This is a genomic window from Brevibacillus agri, assembly GCF_004117055.1.
GTDB lineage: Bacteria > Bacillota > Bacilli > Brevibacillales > Brevibacillaceae > Brevibacillus > Brevibacillus agri.
On sequence record NZ_CP026363.1, the window covers coordinates 2275678 to 2299898 of the forward strand.

General features: G+C 51.4%; 20 protein-coding genes, 7 tRNA genes and 2 pseudogenes. 20 read left to right on the top strand and 9 right to left on the bottom strand.

Annotated elements, in window-relative coordinates:
• Positions 1–2 precede the first annotated feature (2 nt).
• The 5 genes from BA6348_RS11395 to BA6348_RS11415 all read left to right on the top strand — a co-directional run bounded on the left by BA6348_RS11395 (position 3) and on the right by BA6348_RS11415 (position 3970).
• The gene (locus BA6348_RS11395) at positions 3–1040 is read left to right on the top strand and encodes a FecCD family ABC transporter permease (protein ID WP_122952936.1); all 1038 of its coding nucleotides are present in this window, start codon (positions 3–5) and stop codon (positions 1038–1040) included.
• A gap of 7 nt (positions 1041–1047) precedes the next feature.
• Complete coding sequence (locus BA6348_RS11400) at positions 1048–1824, top strand: ABC transporter ATP-binding protein (RefSeq protein WP_005829098.1); 777 nt, start codon at positions 1048–1050, stop codon at positions 1822–1824.
• 13 nt (positions 1825–1837) lie between these two features.
• Positions 1838–2404 (top strand): bifunctional adenosylcobinamide kinase/adenosylcobinamide-phosphate guanylyltransferase, encoded by a 567-nt coding sequence (cobU, locus tag BA6348_RS11405; RefSeq protein ID WP_122952935.1) that lies wholly within the window; start codon positions 1838–1840, stop codon positions 2402–2404.
• A gap of 277 nt (positions 2405–2681) precedes the next feature.
• Positions 2682–3341, top strand: a complete 660-nt coding sequence (locus tag BA6348_RS11410; protein WP_007784680.1) for a YitT family protein — start codon at positions 2682–2684, stop codon at positions 3339–3341.
• A gap of 242 nt (positions 3342–3583) precedes the next feature.
• Entirely contained in the window at positions 3584–3970 is a 387-nt protein-coding gene (locus BA6348_RS11415; RefSeq protein ID WP_242507482.1) for a hypothetical protein, read from the top strand.
• On the opposite strand, the gene BA6348_RS11420 is transcribed toward BA6348_RS11415, so the two are convergent.
• From BA6348_RS11420 to BA6348_RS11430, 3 genes are all read right to left on the bottom strand, one after another.
• Positions 3967–5088: an N-acetylmuramoyl-L-alanine amidase family protein gene (locus BA6348_RS11420; RefSeq protein ID WP_122952934.1), complete on the bottom strand. Its 1122-nt coding sequence runs from the start codon at positions 5086–5088 to the stop codon at positions 3967–3969. The two genes, BA6348_RS11415 and BA6348_RS11420, sit on opposite strands and share 4 nt — an antisense overlap.
• A gap of 101 nt (positions 5089–5189) precedes the next feature.
• Positions 5190–5996, bottom strand: coding sequence for a WYL domain-containing protein (locus BA6348_RS11425; RefSeq protein ID WP_122952933.1), 807 nt, complete (start codon positions 5994–5996; stop codon positions 5190–5192).
• Entirely contained in the window at positions 5983–7290 is a 1308-nt protein-coding gene (locus BA6348_RS11430; protein WP_122952932.1) for a helix-turn-helix transcriptional regulator, read from the bottom strand. The genes BA6348_RS11425 and BA6348_RS11430 overlap by 14 nt, the downstream gene beginning before the upstream one ends.
• A gap of 219 nt (positions 7291–7509) precedes the next feature.
• Between BA6348_RS11430 and BA6348_RS11435 the strand changes: the two genes are divergently transcribed.
• The 3 genes from BA6348_RS11435 (at position 7510) to thiM (ending at position 10242) form a co-directional block, all read left to right on the top strand.
• On the top strand, positions 7510–8691 hold the full coding sequence (locus BA6348_RS11435) for an RtcB family protein (protein ID WP_007784671.1): 1182 nt from the start codon (positions 7510–7512) through the stop codon (positions 8689–8691).
• Positions 8692–8921: 230 nt separating this feature from the next.
• Positions 8922–9428 carry a hypothetical protein gene (locus tag BA6348_RS11440; RefSeq protein WP_237716657.1) on the top strand — a complete coding sequence of 169 codons (507 nt, stop codon included), beginning with the start codon at positions 8922–8924 and terminating at the stop codon, positions 9426–9428.
• Position 9429: 1 nt separating this feature from the next.
• Positions 9430–10242 (top strand): hydroxyethylthiazole kinase, encoded by an 813-nt coding sequence (thiM, locus tag BA6348_RS11445; protein WP_122952931.1) that lies wholly within the window; start codon positions 9430–9432, stop codon positions 10240–10242.
• Between the two features lie 617 nt (positions 10243–10859).
• Here thiM and BA6348_RS11455 read toward each other — a convergent pair.
• On the bottom strand, positions 10860–11144 hold the full coding sequence (locus tag BA6348_RS11455) for a phospholipase A2 family protein (RefSeq protein ID WP_007784666.1): 285 nt from the start codon (positions 11142–11144) through the stop codon (positions 10860–10862).
• A 286-nt stretch (positions 11145–11430) separates the two neighbouring features.
• On the opposite strand from BA6348_RS11455, the gene BA6348_RS11460 reads away from it, so the two are divergent.
• The 6 genes from BA6348_RS11460 to BA6348_RS11485 all read left to right on the top strand — a co-directional run bounded on the left by BA6348_RS11460 (position 11431) and on the right by BA6348_RS11485 (position 16196).
• A tRNA-Ser gene (locus BA6348_RS11460) sits at positions 11431–11523 on the top strand.
• Positions 11524–11527: 4 nt separating this feature from the next.
• Positions 11528–11601, top strand: a tRNA-Glu gene (locus BA6348_RS11465).
• A 101-nt stretch (positions 11602–11702) separates the two neighbouring features.
• A tRNA-Val gene (locus BA6348_RS11470) sits at positions 11703–11778 on the top strand.
• Positions 11779–11789: 11 nt separating this feature from the next.
• A tRNA-Leu gene (locus BA6348_RS11475) sits at positions 11790–11876 on the top strand.
• A 383-nt stretch (positions 11877–12259) separates the two neighbouring features.
• On the top strand, positions 12260–14344 hold the full coding sequence (locus tag BA6348_RS11480) for an ATP-dependent nuclease (protein WP_122952930.1): 2085 nt from the start codon (positions 12260–12262) through the stop codon (positions 14342–14344).
• Positions 14337–16196, top strand: coding sequence for a UvrD-helicase domain-containing protein (locus tag BA6348_RS11485; RefSeq protein ID WP_122952929.1), 1860 nt, complete (start codon positions 14337–14339; stop codon positions 16194–16196). The genes BA6348_RS11480 and BA6348_RS11485 overlap by 8 nt, the downstream gene beginning before the upstream one ends.
• A gap of 63 nt (positions 16197–16259) precedes the next feature.
• Here BA6348_RS11485 and BA6348_RS11490 read toward each other — a convergent pair.
• Positions 16260–16764: pseudogene (locus BA6348_RS11490) on the bottom strand (IS3 family transposase); the annotation flags it as partial.
• A gap of 540 nt (positions 16765–17304) precedes the next feature.
• Here BA6348_RS11490 and BA6348_RS11495 point away from each other — a divergent pair.
• From BA6348_RS11495 to BA6348_RS11505, 3 genes and pseudogenes are all read left to right on the top strand, one after another.
• Complete coding sequence (locus BA6348_RS11495) at positions 17305–18828, top strand: helix-turn-helix domain-containing protein (RefSeq protein ID WP_242507483.1); 1524 nt, start codon at positions 17305–17307, stop codon at positions 18826–18828.
• 123 nt (positions 18829–18951) lie between these two features.
• Positions 18952–19968: an ABC transporter substrate-binding protein gene (locus tag BA6348_RS11500; protein WP_122952928.1), complete on the top strand. Its 1017-nt coding sequence runs from the start codon at positions 18952–18954 to the stop codon at positions 19966–19968.
• A 53-nt stretch (positions 19969–20021) separates the two neighbouring features.
• A pseudogene (locus BA6348_RS11505) lies at positions 20022–20321 on the top strand (LysR family transcriptional regulator substrate-binding protein); the annotation flags it as partial.
• 154 nt (positions 20322–20475) lie between these two features.
• Here BA6348_RS11505 and BA6348_RS11510 read toward each other — a convergent pair.
• Positions 20476–21291 (bottom strand): hypothetical protein, encoded by an 816-nt coding sequence (locus BA6348_RS11510; protein ID WP_005832834.1) that lies wholly within the window; start codon positions 21289–21291, stop codon positions 20476–20478.
• A 419-nt stretch (positions 21292–21710) separates the two neighbouring features.
• On the opposite strand from BA6348_RS11510, the gene BA6348_RS11515 reads away from it, so the two are divergent.
• From BA6348_RS11515 to BA6348_RS11525, 3 genes are all read left to right on the top strand, one after another.
• A tRNA-Gly gene (locus BA6348_RS11515) sits at positions 21711–21784 on the top strand.
• Between the two features lie 8 nt (positions 21785–21792).
• Positions 21793–21866 (top strand) — tRNA-Met (locus tag BA6348_RS11520).
• Between the two features lie 20 nt (positions 21867–21886).
• Positions 21887–21962, top strand: a tRNA-His gene (locus tag BA6348_RS11525).
• A gap of 284 nt (positions 21963–22246) precedes the next feature.
• Here the strand turns inward: BA6348_RS11525 and BA6348_RS11530 are convergent.
• From BA6348_RS11530 to BA6348_RS11540, 3 genes are all read right to left on the bottom strand, one after another.
• A complete protein-coding gene (locus tag BA6348_RS11530; protein WP_005832832.1) occupies positions 22247–22615 on the bottom strand; it encodes a glyoxalase superfamily protein in 369 nt (122 codons plus the stop codon).
• On the bottom strand, positions 22612–23076 hold the full coding sequence (locus BA6348_RS11535) for a DinB family protein (RefSeq protein WP_005832830.1): 465 nt from the start codon (positions 23074–23076) through the stop codon (positions 22612–22614). The genes BA6348_RS11530 and BA6348_RS11535 overlap by 4 nt, the downstream gene beginning before the upstream one ends.
• 132 nt (positions 23077–23208) lie before the next feature.
• A complete protein-coding gene (locus BA6348_RS11540) occupies positions 23209–24117 on the bottom strand; it encodes an EamA family transporter (protein ID WP_026557402.1) in 909 nt (302 codons plus the stop codon).
• Between the last annotated feature and the right edge of the window lie 104 nt (positions 24118–24221).

A 24221-nucleotide genomic window follows, 5' to 3' on the forward strand; every position in this document is an offset into this window, starting at 1 on the left:
AAATGAAAAAGCAATGGCTTATATGGGGAGGAGCGAGCAGCCTTGTGCTGCTCGTATCCGTGGTGGTCAGCATTTCGATGGGGGCGGCGTCGCTCTCTCTTTCGCAAGTATGGCTCATCCTCTTGCACCAGCTTCCCGGCATGTCGGAGTGGATTCCGGCGACATGGCCGGAGTCGTCCGAGCAGATCGTGATGAAGGTGCGTTTTCCGCGCGTCGTACTGGCCATTTTGATCGGAGCTTGCCTGTCGCTTGCGGGCGCGGGCTTTCAAGGCGTGCTGCGCAACCCGCTTGCGGACCCGTTCACGATGGGCGTAGCGTCCGGTTCGGCCGTCGGGGCGGCTTTTCTGATCCTGTTCGGCTTGCAGTTTGCTGTTCTTGGAGAGTGGAGCACGCCTGTCGTCGCCTTTTTGACGGGGCTTGTCAGCTTGTGGATTGTGCTTGCCCTCGCCAAGACGCAAGGCAAGCTGCAGACGGAGACGCTTATTTTGTCTGGCGTCGTCATTCAGGCGTTTCTCGGCTCGCTCGTGTCCTTCATGGTGTCGCTGTCGGATCAGACGGTGAACGAGATCGTTTTCTGGCTGATGGGAAGCCTGTCGTTTCGCGGCTGGGCCTTCACGTACGTCCTGGTCCCGTATTTGCTGATCGGCGTGCTCGTGCTGCTTGGCTATGCCCGCTCGTTGAACCTGTTTGCGCTCGGGGAGCGGCAGGCGGCGCATCTCGGAGTCAACGTCGACAAGACGAAGCTCATCATTTTGCTCGTCTCTACGCTCCTGACTGCAGCGGCGGTTTCGATTGCGGGCGTCATCGGGTTTGTCGGGCTGGTCGTGCCGCATCTGGTGCGGATGATGGTCGGGCCTGACTACCGCATTTTGCTGCCGATGGCGACCATCTGCGGCGGTGTGTACGTGCTGTGGGCGGATACGCTGGCGCGAATGCTGCTCGTGCCGACAGAAATCCCGCTCGGGGTCGTGACTGCGTTTTTGGGAGCGCCGTTTTTCGCCTATTTGCTGAAGCAAAACAAACGGATCGGAAGGAGGTAGTCGCGTCATGATCGAAGTGCGCGGGCTGCAAAAGTCTTACCAGGATGTGTCCGTCCTGCGCGAGATCGGGTTTACAGTCCAGCAGGGCGAGTTTTTTGGCATCATCGGCCCGAATGGGAGCGGAAAATCAACGCTTTTGAAAATGCTCTCCGGTGTGATTGCCGCTGATGCGGGAGAAATCACGCTCGCGGGCAAACCGGTTGGCCGCTATACGCGCAAGGAGCTGGCGCGGGTTCTCGCCGTACTCGAACAGGAGGGGCTGCCTCCGGTCGGCTTTCGCGTTCGCGAGGTGCTGGAAATGGGGCGCTACCCGTACCAAAACTGGCTGGGCGAGGAACAGACAGACGTCGGGCCGCTCATCGACGAGATCATGCAGCTTTTGGGCCTGACACCGCTTGCCGATCGCACGCTGGATCAACTGAGCGGAGGGGAAAAGCAGCGCGTCGCCTTGGGCAAGGCGCTCGTGCAAAAGCCGCAGGTGCTGCTTCTGGACGAACCGACGACTTATCTCGATATCGGCTACCAGATTCAACTGATGGACATTGTGCGCAAGTGGCAAAAGACGACGCAGGTGACCGTGGTCGCGGTGCTCCACGACCTGAATCTCGCTTCGCTCTATTGCGATCGCATCCTGATGCTGCACAAAGGCGAGCAGATCGGCGTAGGCACGCCAACAGACATGCTGCAAAGCGACCGGATCGAGGCGGTGTACGGGACGCGGCCGATCGTCATGGAGCATCCTGTCCACCGTTTGCCGCAAATCATGCTGCAATCCGGGTCGTAATGGGGGAATACAGATGATCGTACTCGTGACAGGCGGCGCTCGCAGCGGCAAGAGCACCTTCGCGGAAAAATACGCGGCCCATCTGGGGCAATCGGGCGTCTATATCGCCACCGCGCAAGCTTTTGACGAGGAGCTGCAGGAGCGCGTAGCCAGGCATCGCGAGCGCAGGCGAACGAGCGCGTTTTGCTGGGAGACGATCGAGGAGCCTTACGCCCTCGCAGACGTGATCCGCTCGCTTGGGCAACGGGACGAGCTGGCGCAAAAACAGGCGGTCGTCGTGGTCGATTGCCTGATCGTCTGGCTGTCCAACTGGCTGATTCGCCACGAGCAGGACGAGGCGTTCGCGCGCACGCTTGCGCAGGCAGACGAGCTGATTGCGGCTGTAGAGGACTTTCCCGGGACGATTTTGTTTGTCACAAATGAAGTCGGGGCCGGACTGGTGCCGGAGTATCCGTTAGGGCGCATGTTCCGCGATCTGGCAGGCTTGATGAATCAGCGGCTGGCGACGGTGGCCGACCAGGTGTTTCTGCTCACAGCAGGCATTCCGCTGGAACTCAAAAGCAGGGCGTTTCGCTTTTAGGCAGGGGAAAAGACGGTTTCGCGTCGTCTTTTTCCCTTTTTTGTGCTATACTATAAGAAAAGCAATGGAAAGGATCAGGATACCATGCGTCCCCATAGGACGATCTGGAAACGGTATGACCTCTCCTACATCTAGCTTCGTAGTAGTCGACCGTCACTTGGACGACTAGCCTACTACGAAAGCGAGGCCCTTTGTATGAGTAGCGACTTATACTTGCGATGTTCCTCCGTAGTCGGTTGGTCGTCTGTGCCAAAACCGACAAAAATGCGAGGAATCGATGATGAGGAGAGCGCTGCAATTTACTCGACGTTACGGTATGATTTTGTTTGGAGCATGTTTGCTTGCTTTTGCGTATTATCACATCAACTTTCAGAACCACTTGTCTGAGGGCGGCTTCGTCGGCCTGGGGTTACTGGCCAAATACGCCTTTGACCTGTCGCCAGCGATGATGATTTTACTCTTGGACATCCCGCTGTTTCTGGTTGCCTGGTTAGTGCGAGGGCGTCAGTTCATCTGGGACACGATCTTTGCCTCACTGGCGTTTACCGGGTTTTATGAACTGTTCGAACAGTTTTCCCCGATTGTGATGGATATGAGCAGAGTGATGCCGCTCGCTTCTGTGTTGTCCGGGGTATTGACCGGACTCGGCACCGGGCTGGTTCTGCGCTACGGAGCTGCGACAGGCGGCGACGATATTTTGTCCCTGTTGCTCAGCAAGTACACAGGATTGTCGATCGGTACGATTTTTCTGTTGCTGGACGCCATGGTGTTGGGCCTGTCGTTCTGGTATGTACCGATGAAAGAGATGCTCTACACCATTTTGGCCGTCGTCATCTCCAGCCAAGTGATTACCTGGACGGTGAATGCCGGCGGTGCAGGAATCGCTGTGGAGGAAGAGGCGCACGGACATGGCAACGTCTCGATGACACACCAATGATGAGAAATCCAGTTGAAAAACATGCCTATACAAAAGCGCGAAAAAGGCCAGGTCGGTTTACCAGTCGACTTGGCCTTTTCCCTGTTCCTGTACATAACGACACGGGGAAGTAGTGGATACTAACCCATACGTAAAGCTGTCTGACGGAAAGGACGGGGTCTGCATGAGCGATCGTTTTTTTGGCAACTACAAAGCGTTCGTGGTCATCCCGGAAAAAAAACAAAAGGCGGGGCCGAAAGCGTTTGATCCGAGCGACTACAACCCGCCACTTCGTTCTCACATTTTCCTTGTATGATTCGCTGATTGCAAACTGGAAGGAAGCCGCCAAGTTCAAAGTCCAGCCGCGACAGGGCCTGGCGCGAGTCGTCGACGCCTTTAACCTCAAGCATGGCGGCGATGCTTACCTGCAAATTTTGGAGATGGAGGAGGACCAGTCCTACTTTGTGCTGGCGCTGTCCTGCAAAACAGCCAGCGATCAGGAGCAGGCGGTCATGAACCGGATCACCCATCTGCTGGAAAAAGATTTCGCGACGGACCTGTTGATCGGAGAAACGTGGTACCAGCTTATTGGCACCAAAGGCAAGTTCGAGCGCAAGCTGTTCTCCTACAGCATCCAGCCGTACCACTAGCCGCCGAAGTAGTCGGCAAGTCCGTCCACGATCGCTTGCGCTGCTTTTTCCTGGTAAGCGGCAGTGCGAACGAGCTGCTCGTCTTTCGGATTCGACAAAAAGCCAAGCTCAACAAGCACAGACGGCCTGTCGTTTTCGCGCAAAACGTGGTAGTCGCCGAAAGAAATGCCGTTGCTCTTCAAGCCGATCCCGCCTGCCAGACGAGTCTCGATGCTTCGCGCGAGGTCGTAATCTTTGTTTTGCGCGTAAAAAAACGTCAAGGTCCCGCTGTTCGGCTTCGTGGAGGAGTTGTAGTGAATACTGACAAAGGCGTCCGCCGCCTTCGCTTCGCTAATGGCTACCCGCTGGGCGAGAGAAGGCTTTTGTGCATCGCTCGTCCGGGTCAAAGTCACCTGTGCCCCTCGCTGGCGCAGCTTGCTCGCCACCAGCAGCGAAGTTTGCCGATTCAGCGTCTTTTCTTCGGTACTCCATTTGGTTCCGAGCGTCCCCACGTCGCTTCCTCCGTGCCCCGGATCAATGACAATCACTTTTCCCCGCAATCCGCCTGACTTGTTGCTGCTGCTTACGACGCGGTTGCTTGTCCCCTCGCGGATGTACATGGACGATACCCAGCCTGTTTTTCCATCGGCGGTTCTGGTTTGCAGCCAGTCGGCCTGCTTTTTGAGTATCTCAACCTGTGTGCCCATGGCGAGCACATGAAGGATGTCGTGCTCCAGCCCAGGGCCTTTGCGCATGCGCAGGGCATCCGCCGCTACGGTCCCGGTCTTTTTGCTTGCCGACGCAGCAGGAACGGGAGCAGGAGCTGGCGAGGCAGCAGTGCCTGCTTTGCCTTTTTGCAAATAATAGCCGGCTACCCAGCCGCTCGCCTGCTGGTATTTGATCTTGACCCAGCCATGGGAATCTTCCGAAACGACAGCCACAGTAGTGCCGTATTTCAGCGTGGCGACGACGGACGACTGGAGGGACGGTTCGCTGCGAACGTTCAGGGAAGTCGCGACGACTTTTGCCTGGGAAGAATTTGCTGTTGCTTGCGTCGGCTCCATGAGCGCGGGCCATGCCAAAAGCGCCGTCAGCAGGCCCGCTCCCAGGAGTGACGCTGTTTTTGCGGTTAGTTTCATGATGTGTACCTCTGGTCTCGATTGTCTGTCTCTCTTTGGACAATGATAAAGGGAAACGAAATCGTCCAGTAGTGCATTTTTTCCTGATTTTTCTTAGGAAATTAGTGAAGGGGAGGCGCGTAGCGGGCCAAAGCGTTTGCCGCCGACTCGGCCATGCGCCGTTTGAGCTGGTCGCTTTCCACTACTTTTACCCGCAAACCGAGAAAGCGGAGGCGCGACAAAATAAACTCCTGCTCGTCTTGCAAAAAACGGAGCGTAATCGTGTACTCCTGCGTGTCCGGGTCGTAGGCGACTTCTTTGTCGAAGCAGGAAAAGGCGTACAAAATGCGCTGCAGCTCCGGGTTGTAGCGGCGCACGACCTGAATTTTCGCCGTTTGTCGGCGCGCCGCGAGCATGTTTTCGATCACGGGCAAGAAACTGTCGTACCACGCGTCCTCGACGTAGATTTCCTTCGCGGAACGGATGAGCGACAGCGGCGTTGTGAGCAGATGCTCGGAATCGAAGGTCAGCCAGATGAGATACCAGTCTTTTTTGGCGAGCGAGAACTCCAGCTTGTACGGGACGCCGCGCTGGTTGCGGTAGGCCCGGCCGTTTCGGGTGCCCGCGTGGATCAGGATGTGGTTTTTGCCGAGAATGATCTGGCGCAGCTTGCGGACGAGCGGATGCCAGACGTTCCGGGTTCGCGCTCCGGCTTTTTCGATGAACAGCTCGCGTTCGTCAGCCGGCGCGTAGGCGGCTGTCAGTTGTTGCAGCTTGGACAGCGTCCCGGCTTCGAAAAAGCTTTGCGCCGCCGGGTGCTTGAGCATCATGGCGAGCCACGCCTTTTCGTGCGACGTCACCGGGTACAAGCCAGCCTCGTCCAGCCGGGTGACGAGCTGATAGTTGTGGATTTTGTCAAACAGATTCATAGTAAGCGAGCAGCTCCTTCCATTCCTTTTGAAATTGCCTGCGCAAAAAGAGCGGCTCCAGCACCTCGCAACTGGAACCGAAGCTGCGAATCCACGGCGTGATCTCCAGCGTGCTGTTGACCGTAATTTCGTAGAGGAAGCTTTCCCTCGTCTCTTCCGTAATCACGCCCCACTGGCCCTGGGCCTCGACCCGTTCCTTGATGAACGAGTGCGGCGTCCCTTTGGGCTGGAAAAATTTCAGCCGGATCGTCACAGGCTCCCCCGTATCAATCAGCCAACTGTGTTGAATGCGCTCGTCTACGCGCGCCTGCATGCGCGAAAAAACGTCCGGCGCAGCCTGTCGGCCGAGAGCAAGCTGGGTGATCCCTTCCACCCGGTACTTTCGCAGCGGTCTTTTTTCGCTTTCCTGGGCGAGCAAATACCAGCGTCCGTACTGATGGTCAAACACGACCCGCAGCGGATATACATTCTGCGGCTTGCCCGAGGAGTCGCGCAGGAAGGCGGGGTTCGTGTTTTGCGAATCGTAAAATTTGCGCCGTTTGGGCGTGAAGTAGCAAAATTCCACCATTCTTTGCTCGGCGATCGCAGTGGCGAGCAGCAGCGCCTGATGCTCGTCGAGGATGCGGGACACAAAGTGGTACTTGTACAAAAAGACGGCCCAGTCCTCGCGCTCGAGCCGGGTGTCCAGGCAGCGCTTGACTTTATGGCGCAAAAGGTAGCCGGGCACAGCGGGGAGCTGGGTGTTGGCCATGACGTCGATAAAGTCATGCAGGTCCAACAGCTCGTCATCGGCGAGCGAATTCCACAGCTCCTGGTCAAAATGATAAACATAAGGCCGCGCGTCGCCGCTCTTTTTGATGACGGCCAGCTCTTCCAAGTATTTCAAGTCCTGGCGCAACGTTTTTTCGTCCGGCACTTCGCCCGTCGGAGTCGCGAGAAACGCGTCCAGCAGCTCCTTGATCGAGCGCGGCTGCTGGCTGAGCTGCTCGAGGATGCGGGACAGCCGCTCTACCTCCGATTCCTTGAGCGATTTGGCGTGGTAGAGGAACATCAAAAAATTGTCTGTCACAGCAAAGTAGGTGTAGCGAAGCTGCGCGTAGTAGCCTTTTTTCTCGCTATCTGTCACGTGCTGGTAGAGGGTGGACTGAATCTCCCTGAGCTTTTTCACGGTTTTGTCCAGCGTATGGACGGAAATGCCCAGCCGCTCCGCCAACTGCTGGCGGTTGTACGCCCCTGCGGTCAAAAACATCAGGCGCAGCAACTGCAATTCTTTGTCAAAGCCTTCTTTTGCCATCCGCATTCATCCTTATCTGTGCGGTAATTTCCAAATTAGTCCTCATATTACGAAAGCGGGGGAGCACAAGTCAAGACGTGGCGACGATTTTGCCAAAAATAGCGGGTCGTAATACTTTTGCCATGTTCAGCCATGGAAAAATCAGCGAAGATAGCAGCAAGAGAAAGCCGTCGCGTTGTCTGCTGGCGCGGCTCGGCAAGGAGAGGAGCAACAACGAAAATGAAAACGATCGATCACGGGAATTGCCATCGGGAAGTGCAGCTTGGCGCTGGCTCCGTTCACGTGTTTGCCAATGACGAAGTGTTTGCCACATTTGGGCAGCGCGTGTTCGAGATGGCGGAACATAACTTGCGCATCCCTCGCAATGTGTACTTTTCCTATACGCCGGATGCCCATGTCGGAATCGGGACGTGCATCGGGACGACGGCCGTCTGGAATATGCATGACGGGTTTGTGTCGCCCTCGATTGTCGGCTCGGATATCGGCTGCGGCATGCGCGTGCACCTGACGCCGCTGCATCGGGATGAGCTGAAAGACAAGCAATTGAAGCGCGAGCTGATTCAGGCGATTGAAACGTACGTGCCGACGACGGAGCGCGGGCAAACGAGCTACACCGATATTTCCCTCGAAGAAGTGGTGAAGCATGGCCTGAACGGCCTGCCTGCCGCGTATTTGGCGGAGCCGGCGGGCGAGCCGGGCGGGGTGAGCCGCTCCTTGACTCATGTGGAAAAGCATACATTTGCCTTCGATCACGCGGCGCTTGCGCACATCCCGGCCAAGTCGTGGCAAAGAGCGTGGGGACAGCTCGGCACGCTCGGCGGCGGGAATCATTTTATCGAAATCCAGTCGCTCGAAATCGCGGAGGACAACCGGGAGATCGCACAGGAATGGGGCTTGTTCGACGGGCAGGTCGTCATCATGATTCACTCCGGCTCCCGCGCCTGGGGCGCCATGCTCGGACGGGATTACACGAAAAGCTTCAAGGAAGCGATGTTCAAGTGGGGGATTGAAAATCCGGAGCCGAGCCTGGTCTACGCCCCGATTGATACAGAGGAAGGCAAGCGATATTTGAACCTGATGTACTCGGCCTTGAATTACGCGGTGGTGAACCGCCATCTGATCGGCTATGCGGTCGAGCGGGCTTTCCGGGACGTGCTGGGAAAAGACTTTTCCACGCCGGTCCTGTACGATTTGATGCACAATTACGCCTTGCAGGAATATCACCGCAACACGCCGATGCTCGTCCATCGCAAAGGGGCGACCAAAGCGCTTCCGGCTGGCCACTTCCAAAATCCGAAGGCGTACAAAGACGTGGATCAGATTATTGATTCCGTCGTGGGGGCAAAGCTGGCGACAGTCGTAGCCAAGTGCAAGCCGCTCGTCGCGATCAAAGGAGTATGAGCCGAGATGGTTTCCGCTGCCGGGCGGGAGCCATCTTTTGCTTTCCTTTTGGCAAAATAGGTTCGAATGTAACATAAATTGCACCGCTTCCCCAACCGATATGAGAAAAGAGACCAAATAGGGGAGATAGGGGAACAGCTATGGCTACATACTACTACTTCACCTGCCAAAAGTGCCGGACCCGGGGGGGAGTTTTCGGCGAACAACCTTGGGGGTGGGGGAACTTTGACATGATCGAGTCCTTTAAGTTCCTGGCTCATCACATTCGCACGTGCGGGGAGGAGCACATCCGCGTCATCTCGGAGGAAGTGGACGAATACATCGATCAGCTTCACGGAGAGTACAACACGTTCCTGGAGCAGACGAAGCATATTTTTCCGCACTCGAAGGATTGGGAGTTTCTCGACCGCTGGAAGTCGCTAAAAGTTGAGGAATTAAAGGAAAAATGGGTAGAGGAAAACCGGATTGCCCACCCGGATGACCGCTTGAAGATTTACGGCACGCTTGTGGAAGTGGAAGTTTTGCAAAGAAGGGCCGGACGCGTTTCCTTCCTGGCGACCGTGACGGACCGTGAGAAAACAGCGTGGAGGCTTTCTGCCACCATGCCCGAATTGCCTGCGCTCGAGCAATCCTATATCATCATAGGAGTAAGACAGGATCATCCGGAGCTGGGGGAGATTGTGGAAGTGTTCAAGATGATTCCCCAGTCTGCAGATACGAAAGAGAGGGATCGCTAGGATGAAGCTTGAGTCCATCGGCAAACTGCTGGAAACAGTACGAAAGCGCAATCCGCTGGTGCACAACATCACAAACGTCGTCGTGACCAACTTCACGGCCAACGGCTTGCTCGCCCTCGGCGCGTCACCTGTCATGGCCTACGCCGAGCAGGAAGTCGCTGATATGGCGAAAATCGCAGGGGCACTCGTCCTGAACATGGGAACGTTGAACGAACGCGAAGTAGAAGCGATGCTGATCGCCGGAAGCTCGGCCAACCGCCACCAGGTCCCGGTGCTGTTTGACCCGGTAGGCGCAGGCGCAACCCCGTACCGCACGGAAACCGCGCAAAAAATCGTGCGCGAGCTGGACGTGACCCTCATTCGCGGAAACGCGGCAGAGATTGCCAACGTCATCGGAGAGGCGTGGGAGATCAAAGGCGTGGACGCAGGCGAGGCGGGCGGAGACGTCGCAACGCTGGCAAAAGCGGCGGCGCAAAAGCTGAAAACGGTCGTGGCGATTACCGGAAAGGTCGACGTCATTGCCGACGGCAGCCGGGTGTACGCAATCCATAACGGCCATCCGATCTTGACCAAAGTGACAGGCACGGGCTGCTTGCTGACTTCCGTGATGGGCGCATTTGCCGCTGTGGAAAAAGACACGCTGTTAGCCGGAGCCGCCGCGCTCGTCACATACGGTGTCGCCGCCCAGCTCGCCGCGCAAAAGACGGCCGACGAAGGGCCGGGCAGCTTCCAGATTCAGTTTTTGAATGCCCTGTCCGCCGTGACCGCCGACGATGTGCACCGCCTGGGGGTTATCGAGCAGGTGGGGCTGTAGGCGAAAAGCGTGTAGGCGTGCAGGCATCTGTCCGTGCGATTTGCGGCAGCCTGTCGTTGTTGGGGGAGAGGGGATTCCTCCTGTTCCAGTTAAAATTTCTTCGTATTTAAGAAGAAAGCGGAACTAGCAGGCTTTTGTACAGAGCGGCCCGCTACTCGCAAGCCGCCACTCCGTTGCTTCGCTTTGCCATGCGCGGTTTGCATGGCTTTTTTGTACCGTAAAAAATCCCCTGGTTGCCCAGGGGACGAAAATGATCGTGGCTATATGGCTAGGATTAGGATAGGTAAGTTAGGGCGTAGCTGTAGTTTCGCAGCGTATAGGATAACAGCTTCTTCTGGTGCTCCGAGAGCGCGAGGAATACAAATTCTACTTGATCATTTTCAAACGGGCGGACATAAAAGCAGGAAATTCCATGACAAATAATTTCTTTCTTTAACGTCAGTGCTGCACTGGCATCGGTTCGTATATGCACTTCCACGGCCTTGTACCCTCCTTGGACATTCACTAGAGTACCAAAAAAAGCCAAAGGAAAAACACGGGAGTTATGGCAGATTCATGTCCAAGGTGTTACCATTTTTTGTATGAAGAATGACAATCGTGACAATTCGCAAAACAGCCTATTTCAAGTCGTCCGGAATGCATTTGGAGCGGGAAAAATAGGCGGAAATCATCGCGGCCACCCTGCCCTTTTCCGTGTTCATGTCGATTTTGTTTTGCAAGCAGCGCAAAAGCTCCTGGTCGCAGCTACAGGAAAAATAGCCGCGCTTTTGATAGCAGCGGTCGTGCTTTTTGCAGCAGCGGTCGATATCGTCAATCGGGGCGCCCGGCCCCGAACAGCCCGGGCCGCACCAGTTTCCGTACAAACAAGGAATCCGACCTGCCCGCCGTCTTCTTCTGCCCACCAGCCATCACTCCGCATCGTCAATGATTATTGGTAGCATATTGGAAAAGCGGGGAAGTTGCTTTAGGCAATTTCCACGAAAATTGACGCAAAAACTTGCGAGGCAGAGCGGAGAGAGGGTGGTGTCATGGCGGTCGCTGCCAGGACGAGAACGCCAGCGGGGAGCCGCTTCGTTTTCACAGATTTGCACGCAGAAAAACTTTTAAAATACTCCTTGAAATCGGCTGCTAGATATGATAGATTAGTTCTTGCCCGAGCGATATGCGAACAGGGCAAGCGGAAAATTTGGATGGATGTCCGAGCGGCCGAAGGAGCACGATTGGAAATCGTGTAGGCGGGGTCGACCCGTCTCGTGGGTTCAAATCCCACTCCATCCGCCATCATGGCCCGTTGGTGAAGCGGTTTAACACAGCAGCCTTTCACGCTGTCATACAGGGGTTCGAATCCCCTACGGGTCACCTAGTTCCCCCACAAAGCGAAGTGGATGCGTTGTAACAACGCCGAGTACTTTGCGGGGCCCCAACAACTGGTTGGAACCCGACTTTTGTCGGGGAAGAGTGGAGGCTTAGCTCAGCCGGGAGAGCATCTGCCTTACAAGCAGAGGGTCGGCGGTTCGATCCCGTCAGCCTCCACCATTTTCATATTTGCGGTCGTGGCGGAATTGGCAGACGCGCTAGATTCAGGTTCTAGTGGTGGCAACACCGTGGAGGTTCAAGTCCTCTCGACCGCACCAATTTAAAAAATGAACGAGCTCTTGAATTTGTCCTTGCGACGCTTCAAGAGCTTTTTGTATTCTTGGGATTTGTAGTTTGTTGCTCATGGTTTGAGCTGATTAAGATGCAGTCCTTTTCACATCATCACTCCTCGATATCAGAGCATAAACAAAAAGGTGCCGTCTAATAAGTGAGCTCTAGCTCATTTTGAGACAGTTTACCGATAAAATAATGCTGGTTTGAAAAAAGGCAGCGTGTGGGAGGCTATCCCCGCGCTGCTATTGCAATTTTTTACAGAATTCACCATAAGTTTTGAAGGGAGTGGGTATATAGATGTAGAATTATGAAGTGATATGTAGTGCTAACGTCTAATTTTAGGTCGAATAGAAGAGGGGGTCGCACTATGTTTTTGCGACAGCTAAATATTTGGAACTTTAGAAAATACGGCGTATCTGTGCAGGATAGTAAATTACCAGGACTGGTTGTTCCGTTTAATGAAAGTTTTAACTTACTTATAGGGGAAAATGATTCGGGAAAAACGGCAATAGTTGATGCCATCAAAATGACATTAGGAACCTCAAGTGAAGATTCATTTCGTATATCTGAAAGTGACTTTCATGTTGATAAAGACGGGAATACGGCTCAGGAGATCAAGATCGAATGTATTTTTTCAGGATTATCGGAGAAAGAAGCGGGAATATTCTTGGAATGGCTTACTTTTGATAAAGATGGAAAATATGAACTACAAGTCAGAATGACAGCAAAAAAAGTGAAGAATGATTTACTTTTCAGTGAAAGAATAGAAAGAACAGTTAAAGCTGGTCCAGAAAATGCTTCTAGTAAACTTGAGGGACTTGCACGAGAGCTACTTAAATCAACATATCTCAAGCCACTTAGAGATGCTGAAAATGAACTTAAACCAGGTGTAAGATCTAGACTTGCTCAAATTTTAAAAAATCATCGAGCTTTTCGGAAGAATAATTCGTTAGAGAGGCACCCCTTAGAGATTGCGTTTCAAGAGGCTAATGATAAAGTCGAAGAGTTCTTTGATCTGCCCTACTCAGATGGTGAAGATAAAACGATAAAATCTGAATTAACAGCTTATCTGGATAGTTTTTTCCATGAACCAATGAATGGTGAAGAGAAACATGAATCTAAGTTCAAAATAACCCCAGTTAAACTAAATGAAATTCTAAAGAAATTAAGTCTACTGCTTGAGGATGTTCCATCAGGATTAGGTAGTCTGAATCTTTTATTTATAGCTGCTGAGCTTTTACTTCATGATGATGCACTTTCTATTGGACCCAATATTACTTTAATCGAGGAAATTGAAGCCCATCTTCATCCTCAAGCGCAATTAAGATTAATTAAATATTTACAGAAAAATAGGTCAGAGGGCGCGACAGGGGGGCAATTTATTTTAACTACCCATAGTACAACATTAGCAGCATCTACAAAGCTCGAACATATAATATTAGTACACGATGGAACGGCATATCCAATGAATGGAGAAAATACGAAACTTGAGTTGGAAGATTATAAATTTCTTGAGCGGTTTCTAGACTCGACTAAAGCTAATTTGTTTTTCGCAAAGGGCGTCATCTTTGTCGAGGGTGATGCAGAAAATTTATTAGTGCCTGCAATTGCTGAACTAATTGGACGACCATTACATAAATATGGAGTGTCCATTGTAAATATAGGAAATACTGCGTTTAACCGATATGTGAACATTTATTCTCGATCAGAAAAATGGTTGAATGATTTTCCTCAATTAAAGGTTCCAGTTGCTGTTATTACTGATGTGGATATAAAGCCAATGCCGTATTATCATGATTCTGACGAAAACACCATTAAAGCAATTTACGTTATTAGAGATGAACATTTGCCTTTTATTGCTGGAAAAATGAATGTAGAAAAAGAAGATATTATTTCCCTCGTTCTTCAATCTTTTAGTACCAAGAAGGCTTTAACCGCAACTTTGGAAATGTATTCTACTGAGTTGTCGAACGGCGATATAAATGAAATTGCTGATTTAACTAAAGAAGATTTGTCACAAGAGACTATTGATTCCCTTAGAGAAAGTAGAGCGCTTTCATTAAGAACGGAGTATGGTAATAATGAAAATATTCAAGTTTTCGTTGCGGCTAATTGGACTTTAGAATACGAGATAGCTATGAGCTCTCTTAGAAACGAATTATTGGATGCAATCCATAACGTTAAATATAAAAATCCTAGTAGCGTAGCTAATTTGAAGAAATTAGTAGATATAAAGCAAAAGATTGAAGGTCTTAGCTTTAGAGAAGCAGCAGCGTATGAAATATATAAGCCTTTACTTGAGAAAAAAGTATCAAAAGCGTCTGTAGCACAACAGCTAGCCTTATTGCTTCATGAAAATGAAAGTGCTAGGGAAAGAGTAATTCAAGATGAATATCTTAAGTATTTGCGGGAGGCTATTTACCATGTAACTGGAGGACCAAGCAATGATTGAAATTACTGTCGAAGATATTAAAAATGTAGAAACAGCTCTTCTAGGACAAACTAAATGGTTCTCACAAGAACAAAGAAGTATTATAGCATACGGTCAATCCGGTGATGTTGTAGCGTGTCCAGGAAGCGGGAAAACTACTGTCTTAATTGCAAAAATTGCAATTTTGATGAAGAAAATAAAGGAAGCTGGCTTAGATTATGGTATATGTGTAATTACATATACAAATGTCGGTGTTGAAGAAATTTTAGTTAAGTTAAAACAATTAGGTATTAATGACGTTTCATACCCGCATTTTATTGGAACGATCCATGAATTTTTTAATTACTTCTTTGCTCTAAAAGCTTATTCTACCCTTTTTAATCGAGAGCGCTTTTTTTTCATTGAAAACGAAGAGTACAAAGGTTACTTTTCTAGCTTTTTTGAAAAACATAAACCAGCTTGGTGGTCATTTGAGGCACCTACTTCTGCTGTTGAAGGAACAAAATTATCAATTAATAATAATGGGGAGATTTCGTTAATAGGATTTGAAGATAAGAAGTATCACAGCGAGCTTCGGGAAACCTTTAAGGAAATGTTTCTTTCAGGCTATTTAAGACATAGTGATACAATAGCACTCTCTAAGTGGTATATCGAAAATAATAAAACGAAATTAAGCCAAGCATTTCAAGCGAGATTTAAATATTTTTTTATGGATGAAACACAAGATACAAGTATTGATCAATATCAACTTATAACAAAGTTACTTGAAGGGAATAAAGAAACAGTGATACAGCGTTACGGCGATCCATATCAAGCTCTATATAATTTGTATTTTGGCGAGCCTGACGCTTGGGAGCCTCCAGTAGAAGAACGTATAGAAATAGCTACGAGTAATAGATTTGGAGAAAATATCGCTAAAATATTAAGGACTACCTGTATTGAAAGATATGCTCATCTAAAAGGAAGCGAGCTTGTTCCCTCTTTAGAACCTCATATACTTCTATATGATAATCAGGCAGAGGTGTTGGAAGCATATGCGCGGCTGCTGAAGTTATATGGGTTACCATTAAGCGATAAGAAGGTTTATGCAATTGCTCAACACCATGAAGCTGTTGGACATTATCACCAAGGATATCAAAGAGCAAAAAGTGACGGTCAGAGGAAATCAAATTTTGCTGATTGTTTAAATCAATTATATAAAGTGATGTCAAAAACATTAAGAAAGAAAAATCCCACCAATCGCTTGAAGTATGCTTCAAATAGATTGAATGATTTGCTTAATAACGAATTCCCTTCAGCACATAATGATTTAAGAAGCATCTTTTCTAGGATTATTAGACAAGTTTATTTATGCCATGAATACAGTTCAGAACTTGAGTTATTTCATTTGTTATATAGAAAAATCTTAACAGAAGATTTTCAATTAGCTTTAGAAGATGAAGATACCAAGGCTGATGTCGAAAGTATTAATAACTTTATAATTAAAATGTTTACGGTTGAGACTCAAACTGAAATTGTAGACAGTAATAGTTTTAAACATCAGGATGTGTTAATTCATTTAAATACCATACACGGTGTTAAAGGAGAAACGCATTTATCTACTTTGTTATTAGAGTCAACTATTAGGGCAGATTATTCTGATTTAGTTGATATCATGCCTTTTTTGCTAGGAAGTCATGACGAAGATCTAACAAAAGTTATAAAAATTAAGGATACACTTAAATTAGCATATGTTGCCTTAAGTAGGCCTACGCACTTTGCAGGTATAGCAATTAATGAGGAGCACATAAGTCAAGAGGACATTCTGATTGCACAGCGACATGGATGGAAAGTTCTAAAAGTCGGTGAACTAATTGTTGACAATAGTGAATAGGTGAAAAAGTAAAAAAGAGAACCAATTACTTGAAGTGACCCCAAAAAGTTAGACACAATTTAGTTAAGATGCTTCTAGTACATGAGTCCGGTATTGTACCGGGCTCATGCCTTTTAATTTGGCTTTAATCTTTTTGTGATTGAATTACTTGGATGTATTTTTTTAACTCTTCTTTGAATTGTTCCATACTCTCAAATTCTTGCGTATATAGGAATTCAGATTTTAAAATGCCAAAGAAGTACTCCATAACGGCATTGTCATAACAATTCCCCTTATTAGACATGCTTTGTGTAATCCCACGTTCCGCTAACGCTTGTCGATACTGGCGCATTTGGTAATGCCAGCCCTGATCGGAATGAATGAGTAGGGTATCCCTTTCATCCAAATGTTCAAATTCTCTTTCAAGCATTGTAGAGACAAGAGAATAGACGGGACGTGATGCGAGAGAATACACAATAATTTCCCCAGTGAATAAATCTAACATCGGTGATAAGTAGGGCTTGCTGAACGAATGAGAAATATACAAGAAATCATGAATAATATGCAGATTTGGTTCCAAAACAGCAAAGTCAGAGTCTGAATGGCATATCAGTAGTATAAAATACTGTTTTTCCGATCCATTTTGAACGTTTCGTGTGCCTCTTGATTGAACGAAATTCTTACTGGTGCAAGGTTTTTCAAAGAATTCCTGCAAAAACCTTGCACTTGGTTATAAATCCAGATTTTCCGCAGTTTTCTTTGATTATTTCACGATTCCTCGCGTTTATGCATTGTTCAGCAAGCCCTAAGTACAACTTTTCACCAAATAATTTAAGCGCTGTAATGTCCGTAACCCATTTCTGGTATGCTTAAATTTGAACAAAAGATCGCCAAAACCTTGGTTTTCCAAGGCTCTTGACGGGTTTGAAATTCCTCATCCTCAATCTTGTTCCCCCTGCTGTATACTCTCTCCAAAAAACGTGGCCCCCAACAGGTCGCGCGGACAAGATATGGTATAACGAAAAGAAAGAAAACGCAGGAAAGAGGTTGGCATGCATGGACTCGGTTCTTCACGTGTTAAAAGAGTGCAGTCTCCTGGCGTGGGGAAAAAGGGAAGCCGTCCCTGGAAGTGGCGTTCTCGTCCCCGACGATGCTCGCCCCGCTGTCAGGGCGAATGCGCATGCAGGACGGCAAGCGGACGGTTTGGCTGGGCCCGGAACAAATCGTGCTTTTGCGTCCGGGCCACTCGGTGACGATCTGCGCCGACAAAAACGAGAGCCCGCCTGTTTGCCGCCTGTCCTTCGAGAGCTATCGGCTGGCGGAGCACGACGATGAGCAGCTCGTCTACCGCAACGACCGCAGTTGTTTGCCTGCGAGCGGCTGGGTCACGAATCGACTGCCGTATCGGGCAAATGTGCTGCTGAACGAGCTTTCGCACGCGTGCCAGCAAGCGTCCGCCCACGGCCAGACGGCAGAGCAAAAGCAGCACCAGCGCTTGTTCAAAGAGATGATGGAGCTTGCCCTTCAGTACGAAATTACGCCTGAACTGGATTGGGAGCCGTCGATCCAGAAAGCGGTAACCTATATCGAGGAAAACTACCGAAGCCCTATTACCCGCCCCGAGCTGGCGCGGCTGGCCGGATTTCATACAAGCTATTTTTCGACCTTGTTTGCGAAAAAGCTGGGGTGGGGCTATTCCGAATATTTGAATCGCGTGCGGATCGACCGCGCCAAAGAGCATTTGCTGACGTCGGCCATGACGGTCAACGAAATTGCCGCGAAGGTCGGCTATGCAAACGGCGAGTATTTGAGCCGAAAATTCAAGCAACTGACCGGCATGTCCCCAGGCGAGTTCCGCAGTCGGCCGATTCCGAAGCGAATCGCCGCCTTTCAATTCGTGGGCGATTTGCTTGCGCTCGGTGTCACGCCTGTCGCCACTGACGATGAGCTTGTGCGCGGAGCGCTGCTGTTAAAAGAGGAACTGCAAAATGTTCCGACGGTCAACGGCGCATACGACGACGAGCAGCTCGCCAACCTGAAAGCGGATCTCGTCCTGGCTCCGACCTACTTTTATTACACGCCTGGCAGGATGAAGCGACTGCAAAACATCGCCCCGGTGCTGGCGCTGGAATGGGACAAGCTGGACCCGCTCGCGGAGCTTCGGCTGGTCGGCAAGCTGATTGGCAGAGAGCGGGAAGCGGAGCGATGGATCGAGCGCTATCAGGCACAGGTCGAAACTGCGAGAAAACAACTGCAAAAGCTGATCGACAGAGGGGACACGGCCGCCGTCTACGAGCTGCGCCACGATGGCGTCTTCATCTGGAACAAAACGGCGAGAGGGGCGTACAACCTGTACGACGCCCTTGGCTTCCGTCCGCCGGAGAGCGTGCACAGGGACGTGCTCGTGCCTGGACGGCATCTCTGGATTGCAGCAGACAGGCTGCCCGAATACGCCGCAGACCATATGTTTGTCATTGATGCCCGCGATGACCATGGGGCGGGTGTGCATGGCCTGAGCTTGCCAGCCTTCGAAAAGGCTCCCGGACAGGTGTATGCGCTGGAGCTGAACGAATTTTGGAGCAGTGACGGCTTGGCGCTAGAGCGCCAGTTGCACATCCAGACAAATTGCTTGCTCCGCGGCGGCGCAGAGTGAACATTTGTCCAGAAAAAACGGCAACTTTATGAAATAGACGGTGTATGGAAAAGCTTGCTATGATGGGTACGGATTTTATTGATAAGGTCGTTTCCCATTTTTAGCAAGAAGGAGCTGTACAGGATGAAAAGAAACAAGGTTGGAGCACACAGAGCGCCTGGCATGCTGAGCGCCTTACTATTGGCGATGGCGGTATTGCTTGCGGCTTGCGGTGGAGCCGGAGGGGGCAGCGGGGCCTCGCAGGAAAACGCAGTAGAGGGGCAAACAGCGGCAACGGCTGCGACGAGCGGAGAGGCCAAGCCGTCTACCCGTAAAGTAAAGACGGTCAACGGAGAAATTGAAATTCCGGCCGAGCCAAAGCGCATTGTCGCCCAAGGATATTTGGCTACCTTCCTGGCACTCGGGATCAAGCCTGTCGGGGCACCGTTCTGGGATATCGACTCCCCGCATATCAAGGCACAGACAGCGGGCATCGAAGACATCGGCACGATTGACGCCAGCAGTGTGGAGAAAATTTTGGCCCTGAATCCCGACCTGATCGTCACGTTGAGCGACGACCCCAAGCTCTATGAGCAGTTGAGCAAAATCGCGCCCACACTCGTTTTCGTCCATACGACATTCAAAGACTCGCGCGAGCAAATCCGCACGTTCGGGGAGATTCTCGGCAAGGAAAAAGAAGCGGAAGCCTGGATTGCCTCTTTCAACGAAACGGTAGAGAAAGCAAAGCAGCGTATCAAGGGAGTCGTCGGCGAAAACGCGACGGCTGCGATCATGGGCGGCTTCGACAAGCAACTGGTGGTGTACGCCGACGGCCTTTGGCGGGGAGCCGAAGCCATGTACAAGCATCTTGGGCTGAAGCGACCGCCGCTGGTGCAAAAAAGCGTAGACGAGGGCAAAGAGCATGTGACCATCTCGTTAGAGCAGGTCAACGAATTTTCCGGCGACTACCTTTTTGTGGAGTCGGGCAAGCAGGCGGGACTTGATCCGAGCAATCCGATCTGGAACACGCTGGACGCAGTCAAAAACGGCCGCGTTTACCAGATGGATACCGACTATTTTTGGCCGTACGACACGATTGCCGTAAAAGCACAAGTCGATCTGATTGCCGACATGCTGGTCGAGGGCAAGCATCAGTTTTGACAGCGGAATATTTCCTCCTGCCATCTGGATACATGCTGAAATCAGCCCTCGAGCCAGCTTACGTGTACGAAGGCGATGAACCTGCCCGGCTGGTTGCGCTCGTAGAGGCGGGAATCGGCATCGCCTTTATCCCTTGCACGGGAAGGAGCTTGCACGAGCAGGTCCACTATTTGCGGGTAGAGGGCTGCAATTTGGCGCGCGAGATCGCTTTGCTCTGGCACAAGAGCCGGTACATTTCCCGCGCTGCCCGGGAGTTTCGCGAGATCGTGGAGGAATACTTTGCGGACGTCACGAGCAATGCGCTGCTGTCCTTTTGCAAACCGGATGCTTTCCGCTTGGAGCGTGGAAAATGACAGGCAGACGGGCGGCCACGACAGCCAGGTCAGAGCCAGTCTGCTGCTGTTTGCCACACAAGAAAGAATACGAAAACCCACCTTTACGAGCGGGCCGCAACATCTGGCGCGGCGTGGTCGCTCCACTCGTAAAGGTGGGTTGTTCTGTCTCGCGTTACGGGGCGAGTTCCAGGTCAGGTGCGGACTGGGCGTTTTCTGCCGAAGACTCGCCGCTGCTCGATTCATCTGCATTGCGGGGAGGGGCAGCGGTGCTGAAAGATTCGGCTTCGGCAAAATTCGTCTGCTCGATGAGCTGTGCTGCCAGCGCCTTAAACTTTTCTCCCATCTGCTCATCGAGCCTGCCCATCGTCTGTTCCAGTGCGGCCACTTGCTCGCGTTTGGCTGTTGCCGTTTGGCCTGACAAAGCCCGGCTTTCGTCCAGCTTGATCTCCTGATTCAACACCCGGATGCCGCGGGCGATTTTATGTTTCTGGGCAGAAAGCTGTTCGAGCTGCTCCAAGTTACCGGACAACGCCATGAAATGCTGCAAGGCAGGTTCTTCGGCAGTCTGGTTGCCAGCGTCAGCGGGTTTTTCAGGAGTCGGCTGTTTGCTGTCTGCATCCTGGACGAACGTCTTCTGCATTTCATCCAGCTTGATTTGGCTGATTTGTTCATCCAGAGCGCGAATTTGCTCATCGAGCGCCTTGATCTGCTCCTGGATGCCCTGGGCTTGCCCGCCCGATTTCAATGCTGACTCATATAATTTGCTTTTGCTCTCTTGCAGCTTTTCCCGTTGGGGCTGCAACGATTGCATCAGGTCATTTTTTTTCGACTGGTTGTTTTTCGCAAAAAGGCTGCGAGCCTGGGAACTGACAGTGACGGAATCGGCTTGTTTTTTTTGCTGCCTGTCCGCTACTGCCTGATTTTCAGCCCCGTTGCTTAAGCGAAGGGGGCTTTGGGGGTGCAGGGCGTGCGACATGGAAATTTTCACATGGGTTCCTCTTTTCCAATCAGCGGTAATGCTGCTTCTCCTGTTACCATCGGCTATATTTTTCCATTTGTGTATAGGAATTGCGGACAATGGTTAAAGTTTTTTTGAACGGAGAAGGCCGCAAAAAACAGCCTGCCTATCATGAACTAGGGCGAATTTCCGCGAACGGCTCGGAGGAAGCAGGATGTTTTTCTTCTATATAATATACAAAGGACAGCCCGCGCCGTCGCGGACGGACAAGTTTGTGCTTGTCGACCCGAGCCTATACACAACGGCTTTATATGGCGTCACTTTCCATATCCTTGACTTTTTTTTCACATATGTTACAATTACGCTTGTAAAAGAGGTCCGAAAACCACTTTTCAGCAATGCGAACCTGGCAAGCGACAGCTTGCGCAAAAGGGGACAGCATTTGTTTTGCGGGTGTAGTTCAATGGTAGAACTCCAGCCTTCCAAGCTGGTCGCGTGGGTTCGATTCCCATCACCCGCTCCATAGCGTTTGGCGGTGTAGCTCAGATGGTCAGAGCGTTCGGTTCATACCCGAAAGGTCGGGGGTTCGACTCCCTCCGCCGCTACCTGATTGATTCCACACATGGCGGTCGTGGCGAAGGGGTTAACGCACCGGATTGTGGCTCCGGCATTCGTGGGTTCGAGTCCCATCGATCGCCCCATAGTAGAAACAGCAAAAGCCCAGCGAGATTCCTGCACGGATCTGGCTGGGCTTTTTGTATGCGCATTTTCAGGACGAGTTTCTCGCTCGCTACATGTTGCGGTGCAGCATGGCAGTGGTCCGAGCATAGGCACACATGCGATCGACCGCCCCGCCTTCATGCGGCGAAACATGCAGGCGGTGCGAAAAAAGCATACAAGCGCGCGCACGAGAAAGGTTCGCGGCGGGGCGACACAGTTCCTTACGCGGCCAAGAAGCTGCCAGCGGGAGCTTGTTTTTGCCTGCTTACGGAAAAGGATGCGGCTGAAAAAAGTGAATCCGGTTGCCAAACGGGTCTGTCACGCACACCTCGCGCGTTCCCCATGGCGTTTTTTCCAGACCGGGCCGGGCGTATTTGTACGACTTGCCGGTAAGCGTCTGGTGCAGCAGCTCGATGTCCTCGACCTGCACGCGGACAGCCGCGCCCGGACAGGCGTCTCCGTGATGTTCGGTTAAGTGCAGCACGCACTCGGGCGACGAGACTTGCATGTACAGCGGAAAATGGTCCTCGTAGCGATGCTCCCAATCGACCTGAAATCCGAGAAAATCGACGTAAAACTCCTTCGCTTTTGCTTCGTCAAAAATGCGGAAGACAGGCGTGACGGCAAGAGTCATCTGTTCACAAACCTCCTTAATGCAGTAATCGTGGACAAATGCAGCCCTTCGTGAAAAATCGTCCGCACCAGCACCTGGGCGATGGTGTGCATGCCAGATTCGGTGGCAGGAAATGGTTCCTCCAGCCGCTCCCCATAGGCGGAGCGAATTTGCTGAGGCTGTTCTTCCAGCAAGGCGAGGATGGTTTGCAGGGGAGGGGGAGGAGATTGCCAGTCTGCCGGTTTGGTCCCGTAGCCGAACCATTCGCGGAAGCCGGGCGGAATCGGAGCCTCCTCTTTCGTCAAGTGCTGCAGCCATAAGTATTGATCCAGATAGATGTGTCCCAAGTTCCACAAAATATTGTTGGAAAAGCCCGCCGGGACGATGAGCGCTTCTTCCTCTGACAAGCCGTTTACCGCCTCCAGCACTTCCTTTCGATAATCTTCCAACTGCTGAAAGAGGACAATATGCCGTTTTTCCATACCTCTGTTCCCTCCTGATTTCGCTTCTTCTTACCATTCCATGCCATCGCCGCTTTCTCCTATCCGCGAGAAGGGAAAGGCACAGAAAAAAAAGCGTGCCGGGTCCCCGGTGGACCGACACGCTTGATTCAATTACATGCCTTTTTTCTCCAAGACATGGGCGGGCGCGAAAAGCCTGCGCCATTTGATTTGCGGCACGCAGATGGCCGCGAGGATCATCAGAACGCCGCCCCATTGGGAAAGCGTCACGTTTTCTTGGAGGACAAAGCAGGACAAAAGCACGACGGTTGGCAACTCGACGGCACTCAAGATCGTGGCGAGGCCGTTGCCGATGCGGGGGACGCCTACCGCCAGGCAAAAAATCGGGATGACCGAGCCGAATACGGCAACGAGCAAGCCGAGCGGAAGCAGTCCGTCCATCAGCCGTCCATTGAGCAAAAAAGTAGGCGGGTAGACGATGGAGAGCATCACGGCTGCCATGCTGATCGTAATCGCGCTGCGCAAATAAGGATTCATGCCCGGAAGGACGCGCCCGCTGAAGAAAATGACCAGCGCGAACGTTGCCCCCGACAACAGGCCGCAGACCAGACCCGTGATGCTGACGTTTTGCAGCCCGCCTTCGCTAAGACCGCTGGCCAGCACCGTCCCGCCGCCGAGCATGAGCAGCGATACCCATTTTTCTGCTGTCGGCCATTTGCGGTCGACGAGCGATTCGAGCAGGACACCGATCCAGGTGAACTGGAACAACAGCACGATGGCGAGCGAAGCAGACACGCGACTGACAGCCTGATGGTAAAAAATACTGGTGGAAGCCATCATCAGGCTGACTGGCGCCAAAATCAGCAAATATTTCCAATGAAACCGTTCCCGCGAGAAGAACAAGGCCGCAATCGACATAATCAAGCCGCCGAAAATCAGTTGGCTCCCGCTCATTTCAAAAGGAGTGAAGCCAAGGGCGAACGCGTGCTTCATGAACAGGGACAGCACCCCGTAGCTGCATGCGCCGAGCAAGACTAACAAAACAGAACGCCAGTATGTCATAGGTAAAAATTCCTTTCTTATGACTAAACTCGGTTGAATAATGCCTATTGTACACCAGCGTTAAAAATGGTACAATGAAAAATTTGATCTCACTTCATTGTGTT

Bases quoted from the DNA above. Each gene is read 5' to 3' on its own strand.
- BA6348_RS11395 (WP_122952936.1), top strand. From the start codon at position 3: ATGAAAAAGCAATGGCTTATATGGGGAGGAGCGAGCAGCCTTGTGCTG.
- BA6348_RS11400 (WP_005829098.1), top strand. From the start codon at position 1,048: ATGATCGAAGTGCGCGGGCTGCAAAAGTCTTACCAGGATGTGTCCGTC.
- cobU (WP_122952935.1), top strand. From the start codon at position 1,838: ATGATCGTACTCGTGACAGGCGGCGCTCGCAGCGGCAAGAGCACCTTC.
- BA6348_RS11410 (WP_007784680.1), top strand. From the start codon at position 2,682: ATGATGAGGAGAGCGCTGCAATTTACTCGACGTTACGGTATGATTTTG.
- BA6348_RS11420 (WP_122952934.1), bottom strand. From the start codon at position 5,088: ATGAAACTAACCGCAAAAACAGCGTCACTCCTGGGAGCGGGCCTGCTG.
- BA6348_RS11425 (WP_122952933.1), bottom strand. From the start codon at position 5,996: ATGAATCTGTTTGACAAAATCCACAACTATCAGCTCGTCACCCGGCTG.
- BA6348_RS11430 (WP_122952932.1), bottom strand. From the start codon at position 7,290: ATGGCAAAAGAAGGCTTTGACAAAGAATTGCAGTTGCTGCGCCTGATG.
- BA6348_RS11435 (WP_007784671.1), top strand. From the start codon at position 7,510: ATGAAAACGATCGATCACGGGAATTGCCATCGGGAAGTGCAGCTTGGC.
- BA6348_RS11440 (WP_237716657.1), top strand. From the start codon at position 8,922: ATGATCGAGTCCTTTAAGTTCCTGGCTCATCACATTCGCACGTGCGGG.
- thiM (WP_122952931.1), top strand. From the start codon at position 9,430: ATGAAGCTTGAGTCCATCGGCAAACTGCTGGAAACAGTACGAAAGCGC.
- BA6348_RS11480 (WP_122952930.1), top strand. From the start codon at position 12,260: ATGTTTTTGCGACAGCTAAATATTTGGAACTTTAGAAAATACGGCGTA.
- BA6348_RS11485 (WP_122952929.1), top strand. From the start codon at position 14,337: ATGATTGAAATTACTGTCGAAGATATTAAAAATGTAGAAACAGCTCTT.
- BA6348_RS11500 (WP_122952928.1), top strand. From the start codon at position 18,952: ATGAAAAGAAACAAGGTTGGAGCACACAGAGCGCCTGGCATGCTGAGC.
- BA6348_RS11530 (WP_005832832.1), bottom strand. From the start codon at position 22,615: ATGACTCTTGCCGTCACGCCTGTCTTCCGCATTTTTGACGAAGCAAAA.
- BA6348_RS11535 (WP_005832830.1), bottom strand. From the start codon at position 23,076: ATGGAAAAACGGCATATTGTCCTCTTTCAGCAGTTGGAAGATTATCGA.
- BA6348_RS11540 (WP_026557402.1), bottom strand. From the start codon at position 24,117: ATGACATACTGGCGTTCTGTTTTGTTAGTCTTGCTCGGCGCATGCAGC.